Annotated in this window: 12 protein-coding genes and 1 tRNA gene; 9 read left to right on the top strand and 4 right to left on the bottom strand. The window is 36.2% G+C overall.

The window, feature by feature from the left end:
• The first annotated feature begins 108 nt into the window (after positions 1 to 108).
• Positions 109 to 2,130, top strand: coding sequence for a hypothetical protein (locus G9C87_RS05045; RefSeq protein WP_172278782.1), 2,022 nt, complete (start codon positions 109 to 111; stop codon positions 2,128 to 2,130).
• 106 nt (positions 2,131 to 2,236) lie between these two features.
• On the opposite strand, the gene G9C87_RS05040 is transcribed toward G9C87_RS05045, so the two are convergent.
• On the bottom strand, positions 2,237 to 2,551 hold the full coding sequence (locus tag G9C87_RS05040; RefSeq protein WP_172278780.1) for a DUF962 domain-containing protein: 315 nt from the start codon (positions 2,549 to 2,551) through the stop codon (positions 2,237 to 2,239).
• Between the two features lie 273 nt (positions 2,552 to 2,824).
• Entirely contained in the window at positions 2,825 to 4,507 is a 1,683-nt protein-coding gene (locus tag G9C87_RS05035; RefSeq protein WP_172278778.1) for an APC family permease, read from the bottom strand.
• Positions 4,508 to 4,683: 176 nt separating this feature from the next.
• On the opposite strand from G9C87_RS05035, the gene G9C87_RS05030 reads away from it, so the two are divergent.
• The 4 genes from G9C87_RS05030 to G9C87_RS05015 all read left to right on the top strand — a co-directional run bounded on the left by G9C87_RS05030 (position 4,684) and on the right by G9C87_RS05015 (position 10,609).
• Positions 4,684 to 7,647 carry a tetratricopeptide repeat protein gene (locus tag G9C87_RS05030; protein ID WP_172278776.1) on the top strand — a complete coding sequence of 988 codons (2,964 nt, stop codon included), beginning with the start codon at positions 4,684 to 4,686 and terminating at the stop codon, positions 7,645 to 7,647.
• Positions 7,648 to 7,720: 73 nt separating this feature from the next.
• Entirely contained in the window at positions 7,721 to 9,487 is a 1,767-nt protein-coding gene (locus tag G9C87_RS05025) for a TonB-dependent receptor (protein WP_172278774.1), read from the top strand.
• A 71-nt stretch (positions 9,488 to 9,558) separates the two neighbouring features.
• Positions 9,559 to 9,630 (top strand) — tRNA-Arg (locus tag G9C87_RS05020).
• A 565-nt stretch (positions 9,631 to 10,195) separates the two neighbouring features.
• Positions 10,196 to 10,609 carry an SDR family NAD(P)-dependent oxidoreductase gene (locus G9C87_RS05015; protein ID WP_317168532.1) on the top strand — a complete coding sequence of 138 codons (414 nt, stop codon included), beginning with the start codon at positions 10,196 to 10,198 and terminating at the stop codon, positions 10,607 to 10,609.
• Positions 10,610 to 10,700: 91 nt separating this feature from the next.
• On the opposite strand, the gene G9C87_RS05010 is transcribed toward G9C87_RS05015, so the two are convergent.
• Together G9C87_RS05010 and G9C87_RS05005 are read right to left on the bottom strand one after the other, a co-directional pair.
• Positions 10,701 to 12,071 carry a T9SS type A sorting domain-containing protein gene (locus tag G9C87_RS05010; protein WP_172278772.1) on the bottom strand — a complete coding sequence of 457 codons (1,371 nt, stop codon included), beginning with the start codon at positions 12,069 to 12,071 and terminating at the stop codon, positions 10,701 to 10,703.
• A gap of 243 nt (positions 12,072 to 12,314) precedes the next feature.
• Entirely contained in the window at positions 12,315 to 12,674 is a 360-nt protein-coding gene (locus tag G9C87_RS05005) for a prevent-host-death protein (protein WP_172278770.1), read from the bottom strand.
• Positions 12,675 to 13,045: 371 nt separating this feature from the next.
• Between G9C87_RS05005 and gndA the strand changes: the two genes are divergently transcribed.
• From gndA to G9C87_RS04985, 4 genes are all read left to right on the top strand, one after another.
• A complete protein-coding gene (gene gndA / locus G9C87_RS05000; RefSeq protein WP_172278768.1) occupies positions 13,046 to 14,464 on the top strand; it encodes an NADP-dependent phosphogluconate dehydrogenase in 1,419 nt (472 codons plus the stop codon).
• A gap of 10 nt (positions 14,465 to 14,474) precedes the next feature.
• Positions 14,475 to 15,956 carry a glucose-6-phosphate dehydrogenase gene (gene zwf / locus G9C87_RS04995; protein WP_172278766.1) on the top strand — a complete coding sequence of 494 codons (1,482 nt, stop codon included), beginning with the start codon at positions 14,475 to 14,477 and terminating at the stop codon, positions 15,954 to 15,956.
• 25 nt (positions 15,957 to 15,981) lie between these two features.
• Positions 15,982 to 16,692: a 6-phosphogluconolactonase gene (gene pgl / locus G9C87_RS04990; RefSeq protein WP_172278764.1), complete on the top strand. Its 711-nt coding sequence runs from the start codon at positions 15,982 to 15,984 to the stop codon at positions 16,690 to 16,692.
• A gap of 325 nt (positions 16,693 to 17,017) precedes the next feature.
• Complete coding sequence (locus G9C87_RS04985; protein ID WP_172278762.1) at positions 17,018 to 18,319, top strand: M20 family metallopeptidase; 1,302 nt, start codon at positions 17,018 to 17,020, stop codon at positions 18,317 to 18,319.
• The last annotated feature ends 110 nt before the right edge of the window (positions 18,320 to 18,429 follow it).

The raw sequence follows: 18,429 nt of genomic DNA, 5'->3' as shown, positions 1-18,429 counted from the left end.
GAATGTATGCAACAGTCGTAGTTCTACTCTTGCTTTTTATGTATTTATTATTTAATTTCCGCTCTGTTAATTATTTTAACCAAAATATTTTAAATAGCAAATAATAATATGGATAATCAAATTCACATTGAAAATTACAAAATTCAAAAACCTGAGTCGTGGGCGGGAAGTGTACACGATCAACAGCTTATTGAAAAGATAAGAGAATCGGATTTCTCTAATAAACAAATTAATGAAGGGCGGGATTATTGCTATTTTCTGGACAAGATCTATTACACGAGCAATTCGGAAAGCAATGAGTATGTATGCATGGCTTACACCCTTAATGAACCTTCCAATCTGGAGAGGGCTTCAGTAATGGATGTAGTGGTCGAAGAAAATGAAGTTTACCATATTCATAGAATCAGTGTATTACGAGAAGGCGTTTTGATCGATAAAATACCAGATACAAAAATTAAGGTTCTGGATAGTGAAAATCAAAGCAGCGGAGGTATCTTAAGCAGTAATAAGAAGATTAATATTACAATAAAAGATCTGAGGCTTTATGATATTCTGATCCTTGAAGATTCCAGGGTAAAGGCTTTTACAGATCGGGATTTTTTAAGGAAGGAATTTTCTAAATACGTATGGGTGAGCCCTGATAATTATTGGGCTTACGGAAGTTATCAGTTCACTTTTGTTAATGAACGTGAAGAGCCGGTTGCCTATAAAAAAGTATTTTTCAGAGATGAGCAGGGAAATGTTTTAAAACCTGAAACTCATCATCTGAAGAAAGGGGAGCGTTTTGTGATCCAGGAAGAAAATTACATCAATCCTGTAGATGCCAGCCGTGAGATTTTTCCTTTCATTGATTTTGCAACAGAAAGCAACTGGAAAGATCTTTCCAATTATATTGCTCCTATATATGAAGATATCTATAATAAGTCCTCATTAAAAGATTTTGCTCCAAAACTTGTCGAAAAACTGGATGCAATTAGCAATCAGGACGAGAAACTCCAGTTTGCCATTGAATACGTTCAGAATAATATCTATTATATATTCAATGCTGATGAAATGAATGGTCACAAGCCTCAGGAACCGTCAGTAACTTACGAGAATAAACAAGGGGACTGTAAGGCGAAATGTGTTTTGCTGAAAGTTGTTTTGGATTATATTGGAGTCGATTCATCCATTGTTTTGGTTAATTATCATACGGATTATTATATCAAATATTATTTGCCTTCGTTGCTTTCATTCAATCATGTGGTTGTGAAAATCAATTATAAAGGAGAGGAATATTTCATAGATGCTACAATCCGTGATGAGTTCGGGATGATTGAAAACAGGGGCTTTATTTATTTTATGCACTATCTGGAAGTGAAGCGAGATCAGGAATTACAGCAGAGAAAACCATTCCGCTATCCATACTATTGTATAGATGAAAAAGTAGAGTTCAATGCAGAAAATAAGACCGGGAAATTAAAACTAACAACGGTATACAAAGGCAACAGGGCTAACGCTATGAGAAGGTATTTTAAAAATACCAATAAAAGAGAGGTGATAGACAGCTGGAATAATTTCCTGTTTTACAGCCTGAATTATTCCAATGACAGAAACGGAATGGATGTAAGGAACATTTTTAAGGACGCTTCAATAGAAATTATAAGTGATGACAAAAAGCTGAACGAATTCAAGATCGAATATCAGGCAACTGTTGAAAATCCTTATTATGTAGATCCGCAAAACAACCGGTTTTTAATGTATTTTGACCGGAATGTAATCAAAGCCAGTGCCAGGGATTTCCTCCATAAAGATTTGCCTTTCTGGCACAATTTTGATACGGAAAAATATGAGATCAATCTGTATACGGATCAGAAAATAGATACGGAGGAAAAATATACGGTTCAGGAAAGTACAATCAATAACCCATATTTTGACTATACAAGCCGTAAGAAGATCACCAAAAACGGAGCAACTGTTTTCATCGACTATAAACCTTTGGTCAATCTTGAAATCCCGCAAGAAGAATTTGAAACATTCAGGGCTGCACATCACACAGTTGCTGATAGCAATTTCGGACTTGGAATTGATATTATCGAACCGGGACTGATGAACCAGCTGAAGTTTAGTTTTAAAAAGAGGTTTAAGTAGAAAGGGGTAATGGTTTAAAACTAAAAGTTTGAATCAGCCCGGGTTTTGCGAAGCAAAACCCGGGCTGATTATTTATTATACGTTTGAGATAGTGCATGAAATGTGACTATTTTGTGATAAACTTTTGTTTCCCGATCAGAAGTTCGAAAAATAAGCGGAAATCTGAAATTAATGACCATATGGGATATTTGAAAGTTGCCGGTTTATTTCTTTCAATCAATGCGTGACTGAACCAGGCAAAACCATATCCAAAAATAGGAATGTACCATAAGAACCTTTCCTTTCCTGAACTGATAACGTAAGCAATAACTAAAAATACCAGAAGGGTTCCCAGAAAATGAAAAATACGGGTTCCGGTTTTACTGTGCTCGGTAAGATAAAACTGATAAAATTCTTTGTATGTTTTTATTCTTTCAGACATGGTATAATGGTTTTTAAGTTTCCAAAAATCTAAAGCAATAAGTTCGCCAATTTTGGTGAGAAATCAAATCGCTGATTTATGAATGGTGAAACTGCCCTGAACGTGATTTAATTTTAAAATTTCACAATTGAAAATACAGGAATGCTGAATAGACTTCAGGTCTGATCAATCACTGGCATTAAGAGTAAAATAAAAGGCAAAACTGCGGAATCGCAACTTTGCCTTTTAGTATTTTTTGCGATTTAGCCATTGAGCCTTTTCGCTTATTTGTAATTAGTCTCTGGAAGATTCCTTTCCCAGCTTACTGTTTTTATATCCGTAGCAAAAATAGATCACTAAACCTATAGCGAACCATAATCCGAACCAGAACCAGTTTTCATGGCTCATTCCAGTAAGAAGGTAAAGACATGAGCTTAACCCTATCAAAGGAATTAAGGAGAAATTTTTAACAAAAGTAAAGAAACAAAGGATCAGATTAATAATAATGAACACAAAGATTGAAGCCCTGAATTCACCTTCTTTAGGATCATTCCAATCCATGAGGTTGTGGAAGAACTGTGGCTGCCACATATAAAAACCTACTAATCCACCGATAAATATTACGGGGAATATAATTTTCCCGTTAATATAAGGAAGGTGAAATCTGCCCTTGATCTTTTCCTTTGCCGGAAGCATTAAAACTCCTGCACAAACAAGAACGAATGCAAAAATGGTCCCTATACTGGTAAAATCAAGAATGAATGTCTTGTCCGTAAAGAGGATAGGAACTCCTACGGCAATACCTGTAACAATCGTTGCAAATGATGGTGTTTTGTATTTCGGATGTACTGTTTTGAATTTTTCAGGCATCAATCCGTCGCGGCTCATCGCATACCAGATTCTTGGTTGTCCCATCTGGAAAACGAGTAATACGGTAGTAATGGCAACGATCGCAACAAAGGAAACGACGAGTTCCATCCACGCTACATTGGCATTTGATTTTTCAAAAATGAACGAAAGAGGATCGCCGATACCATCAAATTTTCTATAATCTACCATTCCCGTCAGGACTAATGTTAAGGCAATGTAGATCACTGTACAAAGAACCAGGGAAATGATCATTCCTTTCGGTAAAGTTTTTTGAGGATCTTTCGTTTCCTCAGACAGAACACTTAAGGCATCAAAACCAATGTAGGCAAAGAAAACTCCGGAAACAGCACTCATAACTCCTGCAAAGCCATTTGGCATAAAGGATGGAGTTTGTGTTTCAGGGCTTATCGGAGTCCAGTTATCGGTATTGATATAAGAAAACCCTACAAGGATTACTAAAACAATTACTGCCAGCTTTAAAATAACCAATGAATTATTGAAATTTTTACTTTCCTTTACTCCCACATAGCAGAGCCATGTTATAAGACCATTGATCACAAGGGCAGGAACATCAACGATGAACTTTAAGCTTCCTATTAATGGGGCAGATTTCCAGGCGTTGAGTAACTCCTTATTTTCTGAACCGTTGAGAAATGCTTTTTGGGCTTCCGTATAGCTGCAGGTAAGATAATCGGGAATATGCATACCCAGACGTCCCAGGAAACTTGTAAAATAATCGGACCATGAAAAAGCCACGTAGATATTTCCGAAAGAGTACTCCATGATCAATGCCCAACCAATGATCCATGCAATTAATTCTCCGAAACTTGCGTAAGCATATGTGTAAGCAGAACCTGCTGTAGGAATTCTGCTGGCAAATTCAGCGTAACAAAGCGCTGTAAAGCCACAAGCAAAACCACAAATTAAATATAAAAGAATAACTCCGGGGCCCCCTCTGAAAACAGCTTCGCCCAAACTGCTAAAACTCCCTGCTCCAATAATGGCTGCAATACCAAAAAAAACGATGTCCCAAACACCTAAAACTCTTAAAAGACTGGTAGATGTATCTGTTTCTGAATAGTTTTTCCTCCTGAAAAGTTGATTCATTCAATATTTATATTTGAAGTTGAAAAAAAACAAATGTAATGATAATTATAAAAGTATGTTAAAAAATAGCTAAATTTTCTATATTTTTCCATAAACTCCCGGCCGGGATTTGCCTAAGCAATAAGTTTTCAATACTTTCGTTGATATAATAGACTAATTTTTTTATTCCATAAAGAATGAAATCAAAAAAAATACTTTTAGCGGCTGCTGTGATCTATTTCGGAATCTCCGATGCTCAACAGTCTCAATACTTTACACAGAAAGAAAATTACAGATTCAATCTAGCTGAAAATCTTTACCAAACCAAAATATACAACGCTTCTCAATACGAATACGCCCGACAATATTTTTACAATCAAAATCTGTCGAGATCCAGGAAAGAAGCAGCCCAGTTTTTTGATAATGTGATCGGAGTTATTCTTCAGAAAAATCATGCTGAAGAAGGTTTAACGGCCTTTATCAAAGAATATCCGCATTCAGCATATTTTGCTCAGGCTAATTTGCCTCTGGCGGATTATTATCTGGCTAAAAAAGATTTTGATAAAGCGCTGGAGACTTTGAAAAATGTGAATCAGTATCAGCTTTCAAAAGAAGAAAATACCCAGTATATTCTGAAATTAGGATATGCAAAATTCATTACCGGAGATTTTAAAGGAGCAATAGATGCGCTTGAAGAAGCCTATAAATCGGCTGATGAATCTCAAAAAGGGGATATTGCTTATATGCTGGGACATTTGTATTACTCAAACAGGCAGAATGATAAAGCATTCCAGTATTTTGATTCTGTAAAAGATCAGCCTAAATATTCAAAGCTGGTTCGTCCTTATTACGTTCAGATGTACTACAATGACAAGGACTATGATAAAGCAATTTCTGAAGGAAATCTTTTATTGAATGAGAATATTTCTGATTCCTATAAAGCAGAAGTTCATAAAATCATTGGGGAAAGTTATTTCATGAAGAATGATTATGCTGCCGCATATCCGCACCTCAAGGATTACCTGAGTGTTCAGCAAAGTCCTTCTGAGAACGATTTGTATGAAATGGGATTTGTAGCTGCTCAGCTGAAGAAATATGATGAAGCGGTTTCTTATTACAATCAATTGCTGAACAGCAACTCTGCATTGGCTCAAAATGCTTATTACCAGTTAGGGAATGCTTATCTGGCAGTAGATAAAAAACAGGAAGCATTGTCTGCATTCCGATCGTCTTACCAGATGAATTATGATGCAAAAGTAAAGAAGCTGGCGCATGAGCAATACGCAAAATTAAGCTACGATATCGGAAACCCTTTTGAAAGTCCTTCAGGAGTTATCCAGAGTTATATCAATGAAAACCAGAATGCAGATAATGCTTCAGAGATGAGGTCTTTGCTGGTGAAATCCTATTTATATTCAGGGAATTACAAGGAAACATTAAATGCAATCGACAGGTTGCAAAGCTCATCTCCGGAAATTGATAAAGTAGATCAGGAGGTTTCTTACCTGTTGGGAACAGAGGAGTTCAACAAAGGAAATTATGATGAGGCAGAAAAATATTTCTTAAGAAGCCTTGCGTTCAATATCAATAAAGAATTCAACAGCAGGGCACTTTACTGGCTGGCTCAGACTTACTATCAGAAAGGAAATTATCCATCAGCAATTGTACGTTATGAAAAATTACTGACCGCTACCTTTCCAGAGAAGCAACAGCTGCCTTATGATCTTGGATATGCTTATTTCAAATCCAAAAAATTTGATCAGGCCCAAACCTACTTTAAACAATACCTTACCAACCCTAAACCGGAATTTAAAAATGATGCGGAACTTCGTTTGGCAGATATCCATTATGCAAATAATGAGTTGAATGATGCAATCGCTATCTATGATAAAAATGAGGATTCTACGGACTATACCTTATACCAGAAGGGGATGGCTTTAGGATTTAAAGGGGATACGCAGGCTAAAATTAATACGCTAAAATCCCTTCTGTCCAAATATCCGCAATCCGACTATTACGATGATTCTCAATATGAGATCGGAACAGCATATGCGGCACAGGACGACTTTACAAACTCTAATGATTATTTTGCAAAAGTAATTAAAACCTCTTCAGATAAAGATCTTGTTGCTAACGCATCTATTTACAGGGCACAAAATTATATTGATCAGAACCAGAACGATAAAGCGATTGCTGAGCTGAAATCGCTGGGAGAACAGTATAAGAATACCGCATACGCCCAGAAAATTGTTCAGGCGGCTAAACCTGTATTTACTAAAAATGGAGATGTTGCAGGATACGAAAGTTTTGCAAAAAATATTGGGGTTAATGTAGATGCCTCGGAGATCGATGAGATCAATCTTTCTACAGGAAAACAATATTTCTCGAAAAAAGACTATAAGAATGCCATTTCTTATTATGAGAAATACCTTACACAAAATCCTACGGGAGAAGGACTTTTCCAGGCTAAATATGAACTGGGAGAAAGTTATTATCAAACGAATAATACAACAAAAGCGTTATTGGTACTTCAGGAAGTTGCTAATGTTCAGAATGATTACCAGGATGATGCACAAACCCGTTTAGCCCAGATTTATGTGTCGCAGGGGAACAGTGCAGAAGCTAAAAAATATTTAGAGAATATTAAAAACTCTTCGGATATCAATATTAAAAACTACGCGAATGTGGAATTAATGAAGATGTATGCTGAGGAGAAAAACTTCTCTCAGGCTGAAAAGCTGGCCAATGATGTTATTGCTAATACTAAAAACTCTGCTGCTGTTATTGAAACGGCAAAAGTAATCAAGGCAAGAAGCCTCATGAACTCTTCGAAAGATAAAGATGCCCAGGCAGCTTACGCTTCTCTTGAAAAATCCTCCAATACTGAGGTGGCAGCAGAAGCATTATATGCAAAAGCATTTTACCAGAACAAAGGAAAAGCATTCAAATCTTCCAACGAAACCATCTTCAAGCTGGCTAATAACTATTCTTCTGAGGAGTATTGGGGAGCTAAAGCATTGGTGCTGATGGCGAAAAACTATATTGGTTTAAAAGATAATTACCAGGCAAGTTATACTTGTGATCAGATCATTGCGAACTACAAGGACTTCCCGGAAATTGTTAATGAAGCTAAGGAAGTGAAAAAACAGATCAAAAAATAAAGAAAATGTACGGTCGTATCGACGGGTATTATTTCATTAATATATGCCGTAGATACATAAATACAAAGCAATAATGAACAAGAAAATTCAAATATTATCCATATTATTTTTAGGGGTTTCGCAGATTGCGTTTTCCCAGATCAAGGAAGAAAGGCTGATTCTTAATAAAAAAAGAGAACCGGAAGTTAAAAAGATCGAAAAGAAAAAAACTTCAATAGAAACTATTAAGAACTATCCGCCTGAAGAGAAATCTCAGAATCCTGTACAATACAGGATTACAGATGTTCCTGCTGTTTCAGACTTTAAAACTTCCACAATTCAGGGTCAGGATGTAACGCCAAAATTTGAAGGATCTGCTCAAAATAATTACCTGCAATTTGGGATGGGGAATTTCGGAAAGATATTAGGAGATGCCAATATCTCTAAAACCCTTGATAATAAGTTTGAAGTAGGGGCTGATGTGCATTTTCTGTCAACATTGGGACTGAAAAGAGAATATGCATGGGATTCCAAACAGAGTTCTGCCACTATCGGGACTTTCTTAAACTCCTATGGAGAAAAAGGAAAATTCAATTTGAACGCCCAATATGGATTGGATAACAACAGGTATTACGGAATCTATGCTCTGGAACCTGCAGCAGATGTGGATCTGACGCAGAGGGTAAACCAATTTAAAGTGAACGGATACTATGATTTCTATTCAAATGAGATCTTAAATGATGTAAGGGTTAAATCCTCTTTTTTAAAGGATCATTTTGACGCTCAGGAAAACCAGGCATCCGTTTTGGTGAATTTATCAAAACATGGTGTAGAATTGTCTAAAAATGACATTCTCATGAATGCTGATTTGGGAGTAGGATTAGAAACCGTAAAAACCGATTTCGAAATCAGGGATAAAAATTCATCCAATTATTTCAACGCTACTTTAGATCCGAAAGTTACTTTCACTAAGGGAGAGTCTTATTTAATGGTGGGTTCTTCATTTGCATTTCTGAATGGTAAAAATTCAAGTGCCATTATGGAGCAGGTAAAAAACAATAAAAGCTACTGGTTTCCAAAAGCTGAATTCCAGGTGGCAGCTTCAAAAGAATTCAAATTCTATGGAGGGGTAGACGGAGGTTTAAAACTAAACACTTACAGTGACCTTCTGCAGCAAAATCCATTTATCCTTTCCGATCAGATGTTGAAGCCTACAGAAACCAAATATCATTTTTATGCAGGTTTAAGAGGGGATATTGATGAAACAATCAAGTATGATTTCTCAGCTGGTTTTGGAAAAATGAGAGATATCCTTTTCTTTAAGGCTAATGATCTTTTCAATAATGATTTTACATTAAACCGTTCTGCATATAATTTTGCGAATACATTCTCTGCTATTTACGATGACGGTAATGTAAGTGATATCAAAGGAAGCATTCAGTATTTTCCTCTGGCAAATCTTGTTTTAGATGCTGAATTGAGATTCACAAAGTATAATTTGAAGAATTACGATAATATTTATAACGTTCCTTTATTTAATGCCAGCATTGGTGCAAAATATTCAATGCTTGATAAAAAGTTATTGCTAGGGTTCAAGGGAATTTTTGCAAGTGACAGAACGACAAACTCTTACTCTATCGAGGGAGTGGCAAATCCTGCTATGATGTATCAGTCTACAGAGAACACTAATGATAAAGTTGGTGGTTATGCAGATTTAAATCTTTCCGCAGAGTATAAATTTCACAAAAATTTCAGTATTTTTGCAACCGGAAATAATCTTCTGAACTCAAACTACCAAACCTACAAAGGATATAAAGTATTGGGAGCCCAGATTTTGGGTGGTGTAAAGATTACTTTCTAGTAATACTTTAAAGAATAGGAGTAAGAAGGTTTAATTCCTTCTGATCTTGTTACTTCAATCTATTACGGATCGGCTGCATAGTTTAATGGATAGAACTTCGGATTTCGGCTCCGACAGTGAGGGTTCGAATCCTTCTGCGGTCACAAAAAAAAGGCAACTATTTGATAGTTGTCTTTTTTTTATAAATGTAAAATCTCTTTATCAACTCTTATGTTTAATCTGTTGTGTTTGATATTTTAGTCTATTTAATATAAACATTCTGGAAGTGCTACAAATACGGTAGATAAAGTTTGCATAATACTCAATAATGGCTCTGCTCAACTTGCAGCCAACAAAATCTTATGTTATAATTTTTTTCCATCATATTTTAGTTTTTTGTGGTTATATGGTATTCTTTGGACAGTCTATCATAAGGGATATTTTAATAACAATTAATCATCATTCCTTCGAACAATAATTGAATTATGATCTGTGTCATAAACTTTTGTTGAGCAGTCTATTACCTTTACACTTATACTCACTAAATAATTGTAATAAGATTATAATTATTAAACCGAATCAATTACAATCTTTTATCACTGAATATAATAGAGTATATGGCAATTGAGCAATCAGTAACATGTTCAATAATTCGCACTTAATATTGGCGTGTCCTGCTGCTTATTTTCAAATCATAAATTCTTTAAACACCAAATAAATCATATTGATATGGAAAGTAAAATAACAAGGAGAGATGCTATCGGAAAAATAGCTGCAACTGTTGCAGTGGCAGCCGTTGCTCCCGGTGCTTTAGCGCAGTCACAAAGCACTACTACAAGAAAAACGAATGCGAAGGAGCTTACGGATCCCCGGAACAAATATCCCAAGCCGCCTTTTAATAAGCAATCGCAACCTTTTCCCGGATTGGCAAACAAAATGACACCGGTACCCGATCATGGAGAGAAGAGCTACGTAGGTTCTGGAAGATTAGAAGGACGAAAAGCACTGATCACAGGCGGTGATTCAGGCATTGGTCGGGCTGCAGCTATTGCTTATGCAAGAGAAGGAGCGGATGTAGCAATTAATTATCTGCCTGCAGAAGAGGAAGACGCAAAGCAGGTGATCAATAGTGGGTTGGGATAAAATTTTTGCTAATAATGTTTAAAAGTTGACGTTTGTAATCATAACAAAAGGCCTCTTAAGAGGCCTTTTTTATATTTAAATAACATTGGTTTTATTCTTTCATCACTTTTTGCGATAAGGAAGTGCCGTCTGCAAATTGGATATTCAGCATATAGATTCCTTTTGTCAGTACTGAGACATTGATCTTTTGGGATGAGGTGGTTAGAATGATCCTCCCTGCCATATCAAATAAAGTACATAATTTGATCTTTTTCTCTGTTTTTATATTAAGCTCGCCTTTTACAGGATTTGGATATATGCCGGAATTTAGAATTGCGGTTTCTTTGATACTCAGTTCTCCTGCATCGTAATACCTGGCAAAAACGCCATTAGATGCCGATAAACTGTATCCTGCAATTATTTTTTTATTGTCCGGGCTAATAACAAGATCAACATTATAGTTAACCCCTCCTGCTGAGAACCCCGGTGTACCTATAGTTACCCAATTGTTGTTATCGAATTTTTTAACGGTAGTTCTCATATTGTTAGTACCGTCTGCATAAGCTATGTAAGGAATGCCATCCGATGCTATGGCAAGGTTGGTAAAAATGGCTGTGCCTGCGGAAAATTGTGCCGGACCTACTGTTTCCCAACTGGTACCGTTAAATTTCATAACAGTTGTTTTTTCACTGTCATTGAAATCTGAATAGCCAATATAAGGAGTACCATTAGGTGCGATTACAAGACTTACATACATGGCACTGAGATCTACCGAGAATCCGGATGTTCCTACCGTCTCCCAACTGGTACCATTAAATTTTTTCACGGTTGCTCTGCCTCCGCTAACAATGTCTCTGTACCCTGCATAAAGTGTTCCATTCTGTGCTACAGCAAGATTGACATATTGGGCATCTCCAGCTGAAAAACCTAATGTTCCCACTGTTTCCCAAATCGTTCCGTTAAACTTCATTACAGTAGCTTTTTTATTGTTATTATTATCTGAGTATCCTACATAAGGTGTTCCATCAGGGGCAATAACTAAACTGATAAAAATGGGACCATTGCTCGTAAATCCTTGTATTCCTACTGTTTCCCAGCTGGTACCATTGAATTTTTTTACCGTCAATTTACTCCCATTCGCATAATCCTGATAGGCAATATACGGAGTGCCATCCGGGGCTGTAGTGAGATCTATCTGAGATGTAATGCCGTCCGAAAATCCTTCTGTTCCTACGGTTTCCCAATTGGTACCATTAAACTTCTTTACAGTGGCTTTACTATTGTTCACATAATCTCTGTATCCAAAATATAGGGTACCATTTGGTGTCATCGTAAGGCTGGTAACGTCAGAAGTTCCGAACGAAGGTTGGCTGGAGTCATCGGGACCCAGGGGCTGCCAGGTATTATTTTGACCGAATAAAAAAATAGAAAGGGAGAATAAATAAAGAAAGATAATCTGTCTAAAGAATAATTGTTGTTTCATTTTAGTTAAAAGTTTGCTTTAAATATACATAAAAAGCGGTATAGAAAATTAAAATGAAATAGCAAGTCTTCATAATTCCACAGTATATAAGGCTGGCTTTTCCCTTGATGAATACGTAAAGGAATAGTTGTCCGACAATTCAGTATTGCCTGAGCCTAATAAATCCGACAGGTGTAAACATAGGAATAACTCTTACAGATTTAGAATAATATGCAATAAAAATTATTGTAAGAATACAAAAAATTAGTTGAGATCGTAATTTGCAATTACCAGACTAAGGATAAAGTGAACGTAATCCTGTTCAGCATCTTTTCTGTTGATCAGTTTATTTTTATATTCATAAGAATTTAGTTTCTGAGATAACTTCTGATAATCATCAAAAGTATCTCCCTTGATTTTTACCCTCATATTCCCATCTCTTTTCTGGATGATATCATCATCCAAAGTTCTCACCTTGAATAAAACTTCACACAATTTCGGCCGAGCATTCATTGATCCAGCATACCTCTCAACTATATTGATCTTAAAAGAATCAAACATAATTGTATTAAAAACAATGTTAGAGTTAGGCTCCTGCGTATTAAGCGCAAGTTTGTAGTTCATGAATTTAAATTTTGGCAAATATATGATTTAATTACACAAAATAGCATTCATTTTTCAATAGATTATTTTCATAATTATCAGGTCCTAGTCAAGCAGGAGAGGAGAAATCCGAAATAATTTTATATTTATTCACTTTATACTGAAATAAATAGACTGTTATTCAATAGTAGGGATCGTATATCTGTAAAATTTCGAATAAAGGTGAATTTTTTTCCTTTTTAAAAATCGGAAGATTATCCGTAAAAACTTGTTTTAAACTATCTTCTTATAAATGAGGAAGATGAAAAAAGTCAGGGAATTTTTCTATTCTTTTATTTTTTTCCTCATAGGCTTTGCGTAAATTTATTCTTTGTATAATAAATACCAATACAATGGAAGGATATAGTTATGGGATGGTCGGCCTTGGTGTAATGGGGAGAAATCTTCTTTACAATATTGCTGATAACGGTTTTTCAATCGCAGGATTTGACCTTGATGAAGCGAAAGTAAAAGAATTAGAGGCTGAAGCCACTTCAGAAATGAAAATAAAAGGGATAAGTTCTCTGGAAGATTTTGTTTCCGCATTGGAAAGTCCGAGGAAAATTATTCTTATGGTGCCGGCGGGTAAGCCTGTAGATGCAGTTCTTGAAAGCCTGACTCCGCTTTTAAGTAAAGGCGATATCGTTATTGATGCAGGAAATTCTTATTTTGAAGATACCAACAGACGTATTGCCGATTTGGCCTCAAAAAATCTGCATTTTATGGGCATGGGGGTTTCCGGCGGTGAAAAAGGTGCACGATTTGGACCGAGTATAATGCCAGGAGGAGATTTGGAAGCATTTCGTCTTCTTCAGCCTATGTTGGAGGCCATTTCTGCAAAAGTGGATAATGAAGCCTGTACCGCATATATGGGGAAAGGATCAGCAGGAAATTATGTGAAAATGGTTCATAATGGGATTGAATATGCCATTATGCAACTGATCAGTGAGGCCTATGACCTGCTAAAAAGAGGAGCTAATCTTAACAATGATGAGCTATATCAGGTTTTTAAAGAGTGGAATAGCGGCGAGATGAACTCATTTTTAATAGAAATCACCCGGGATATTTTTCAGCAAAAAGATTCTTTAACCGATGGATACCTGTTGGATCAGATTTTAGATAAAGCAGGGGCAAAAGGAACAGGAAAATGGACTTCTGAGCAAGCCATGGAAATCGGAGTTTCCATTCCGACGATTGATATTGCTGTTACTTCAAGAATATTATCAGCATATAAAGAAGAGAGGGTTCGCGCTTCTAAACTGTATTCAGACCGCGAAATAACAAATCCGGAAGATACTAAAGCATTTATTAAAGAAGTAGGAGATGCACTTTATCTGGCTACCCTGATCAGTTATGCGCAGGGACTGGCTTTACTGGTTAAAGCATCTGAGGAATATGGTTTTGAAATTCCGTTAAAAGATGTTGTAAAAATCTGGAGAGGAGGTTGCATTATTCGTTCCGTGCTGTTAGAGAAATTTTATCTGGCGTACACCCAAGACCCTCATTTATCCAATATCTTACTTGATCAGGATATTTCAGTTATAGTTAAAGAAAAAATAAGCTCATTAAGAAAAACAGCGGCTTATGCTGCCTCTAATGGAATTCCAAGCTTAGGGCTGCAGACTGCTTTAGGTTATTTTGATGCCTATACCACAGCATCTCTTCCTGTAAATCTTATCCAGGCTCAGCGTGATTATTTTGGAGCACATACCTATCAGCGAACCGACAGAGAAGGAATTTTTCATACTTCTTGGCAAAGTCTAAATCAATAAATTCGGAAAAATGAATGAAAATAAAATCTTGCAGCCAACAACCATTATAATTTTTGGTGCTACAGGAGACCTGGCAAAAAGAAAACTTTTTCCGGCTTTTTATAACTTGTATATCGATGGCAGAATGCCAAAAGGCTTTAACATTGTTGCACTAGGAAGAGCAGACAATACTGATGAATATTTCAGGAGCTATATTAAAGAAAATCTGGAGCGTTTTTCCAGAAAAAAAGTGACTTCTGAGGACTGGGCAGGCTTTCAGGCACATATTACCTACTTTCAGCATCAGCTGGATGAAGAAAGTTCATACCTGTCGTTGTATGAGAAGCTGGAGGCTTTTGATAAAGTGTATGGTGTACGGGCCAACAGATTGTTTTACTTATCAATCGGACCTAATTTCATAGCTACCATTTCAAACCATATTAAAAATACAGCTTTAGCCGGTGATGCTAAAAAAGACCGAATCATTATCGAAAAACCTTTTGGCTATAATAAACAATCGGCAATAGAGCTCAATAGTCTTCTTGCACAGACATTTGAAGAAGAACAGATCTATCGTATCGATCATTATTTAGGAAAAGAAACCGTTCAGAATATATTGGCATTCAGATTTGGAAATTCTATTTTTGAACCTTTATGGGATCATAAATATATAGAATCTGTGCAGATCACTGTTGCCGAAGAAGTGGGGGTAGAGACGCGGGGAGCTTTCTATGAGCAAACCGGAGCATTACGGGATATGGTTCAGAACCATTTATTGCAAATCCTCTGTATGGTTGCTATGGAACCACCTGCATCCCTGGAATCCGGGGAGATTAGGGACCGGAAAGTAGATGTTCTGAAAGCAATCCGTAGAATTTCTCCTGACCAGGTCGATCATTATGCGGTGAGGGGCCAATACGGAAAGAATATTATAGACGGTGTAGAAATAAAGGGATACCGCCAGGAAGATGGGATTGCTAAGGATTCCAACACAGAGACTTTTGCGGCTGTAAAATTCTACCTTGATAATGAAAGGTGGCAGAATGTTCCTTTTTATGTCCGTACCGGGAAAAAAATGAAAGAAAAGCATTCTTATATTACGATCCAGTTTAAACCTTTGCCACATTCCACATTCTCGGATAGTCCCCATCTTTTATCAGCAAACAGGCTCATCATCAATATTCAGCCGCTGATGGATATCAGACTTCAGTTTATGACCAAAAAACCAGGGCTTTCGCTGGTCCTAAAACCGGTAGAAATGATCTTTGATAACTTTGTCTGTCAGGAAGATACCCCGGAAGCCTACGAAACTTTATTATTGGATGCGCTTATCGGGGACCTTACCTTATTTATGCGTTCCGATCAGGTAGAAGAAGCCTGGGATGTAGTTACTACTATACAGGAAGCGTGGGAAAATAATAAAGATGCCTCTTTCCCTAATTATAAAGCGGGGAGCTGGGGACCGGATGACAGTATTTCATTGGTTGAAAGACAGGGGCATAGCTGGGTGTAACAAGTATTAATTTAAAAAGAAAAAAATGAATATTACGATATTTGAAGATCTGGATAAGCTGTATAAAAAAGCAGCAGATACCTTTGTAGATCTTTCAAAAAAATCAATAGAGAAAAACGATAAATTTGTTGTCGCGCTAAGCGGAGGCTCTTCTCCTAAGGCTATTTTCAACTTGCTGGCAACTCCCGGATATGCAGAAAAGATCGAGTGGAATAAAGTGTATTTCTTTTGGGTTGATGAACGATGGGTTCCTTTAGATGATGACAAAAGCAATGCTAAAATGACTTTTGAAGCCTTACTCAATAAGGTTCCGGTTAACAAAGATCAGGTTTTTCCAATGTATAAGGAAGGTATAGCACCTGAAGAGTATGCTAAAGACTATGAACAACAGATCCGAAAAGTTCTTGGGCCGGACGGTATTTTCGACTTCATTCTTTTAGGAATGGGAGATGACGGACATACGGCTTCTTTATTTCCGGGAGAAAATGTTTTGGATGAAAAAGAAAAGTGGGTATCCGCTTACTATCTGAAACCTCAGGAAATGTTCAGAATTACTTTAACGGCATCATTGATCAATAATGCAGATAACATACTGGTTGTTGCATTTGGGGAGTCTAAAAGACATGCACTGAATGAGATACTCAATGGAGAATATAATCCCAAATTATATCCGATGCAGCTTATTGAGAAAAAAGAAGGTTTTCAGTTTTTCACAGATGAAAAAGCAGGAGGTTAAAATCTGAGCTATTTTCAAAATAGGTCAATCGGGATATAGAAGTTGGCCTCACTGATCAATGTAATTTTATGCAATGCTTTATAAAAGTAAGTCGGGAATTGATACCTAAGTACTTGGACGGACAAATCACATTTTGTGATTTGTCCGTTTTTTTGATTCATATAATAATCTTCATTTTTCTGATGGTAAAATTAAATTGGTTGTTGCAGGTTCAAGTTCTTAAAATTACAGCAATGCTAAACAACATTAGATGTAATGAGAAAAGTATAATAATTGTCTATATTTAATAAATGAGTAATCCCAGAAAACTAGAATAAATATTTCCATGAAAAAACTTCTGTTAAGCTTAATTTACCTTAGTGTATCTGTTGTTTCTGCACAAAAACTGAAAAAGCCAGTAATATCCAACTCTAAAAAAGAGTTTTTTTCCCATCAATCTATTCAGCTCGAAACCGATAAAATTTTTAATAAACTTGTTGAGATCAGAAGAGATTTTCATAGAAATCCGGAATTGGCAGGTCATGAAATTCGGACTCAGAAGATGCTAAAACAGTATTTGATTGCCTTAGGACTTGAGGTAGAAACGGATATATATGGGTATGGAGTAGTAGGAATCTTAAGGGGTGAACGTGAAGGAAAGAAAATAGCCTGGAGATCAGATATGGATGCACTTTCAAATGATTTTCCGGATCCGCAGCCTTTCAAATCAGAAACAAAAGGTATTCAACATAGCTGTGGTCATGATGTTCATATGGCGATCGGACTGGGAATCGCTGAAATTCTTGCTAAAAATAAAAAACATTTAAAAGGAACCGTTTACTTTGTATTCCAACCGGAAGAAGAAACCTTTATGGGAGCTAAAGGAATAATGAATACTAATTTATTTTCCAAAATAGCTCCTGATGAAATATATGGTCTGCACGTAACCGCTCTCCCGGTAGGAGAAATAATAGTGAAGCCGAATGAAGTATTTGCTTATCAGAAAAGAATACGAATTGAATTAAAAAAAGAATTATCAAAAGAGGAGATAAAAAGTTTAACCGGGAAAATCCATACCTCTTTGTCCCGCATGAACGCAGGAAGTAAGCCATGGGAAATTCAGCATATAATAGATCCGGATATAGGATTGATAAACCCTAATACTATTTTTAAAGATTATCGCATCCTGGACGATAAGTTGAGTTTCTATTCTAGAAATGATCACTTCTTTCTCGAAGCTTATCTGTATGAGACCAATGCATCACGTGTTCCGGAAATAATTCCTGAAGTTAAAAGATTGGTGGAGGATATTTATAAAAGTCAGCTTATTTCAGTTTCATTTATACAAGAAAATCCTACGGTCATCAATGATGAAAAACTAACCGGCACTGCAATAAAAACCATTCGTGATATTTACGGTATCAATGCAATTTCTCCTGATTATGGACAGGTTCCTTTTTTTAATGATGACTTTGCCTATTTTCAACAAAAAATACCGGGTGTATATTTTCTCCTTGGAGGTTCCAACTTTGAAAAAGAAATGATTGCTATGAATCATTCTCCAAATTTTCAAGTGGATGAAGAAAGCATAAGAACAGGGGTGAAGTATTTTTCATCACTGATTATTGAACGACTTTATAAAAACTAAGTTCTTTCACGAAACTTTTTGTAAAATAATTCCTTTTGAAAAAGGAACTTTAAAATTTTAAATAAAAAAAGATGTAGTTTTGAATCAAGCATCGTATAGTTTTATTAAAC

The sequence above is a fragment of the Chryseobacterium sp. LAM-KRS1 genome (assembly GCF_013184525.1).
GTDB lineage: Bacteria > Bacteroidota > Bacteroidia > Flavobacteriales > Weeksellaceae > Chryseobacterium > Chryseobacterium proteolyticum.
Note: the sequence above shows the minus strand (reverse complement) of the source record. Positions and strands in the feature narration are given on the sequence as shown.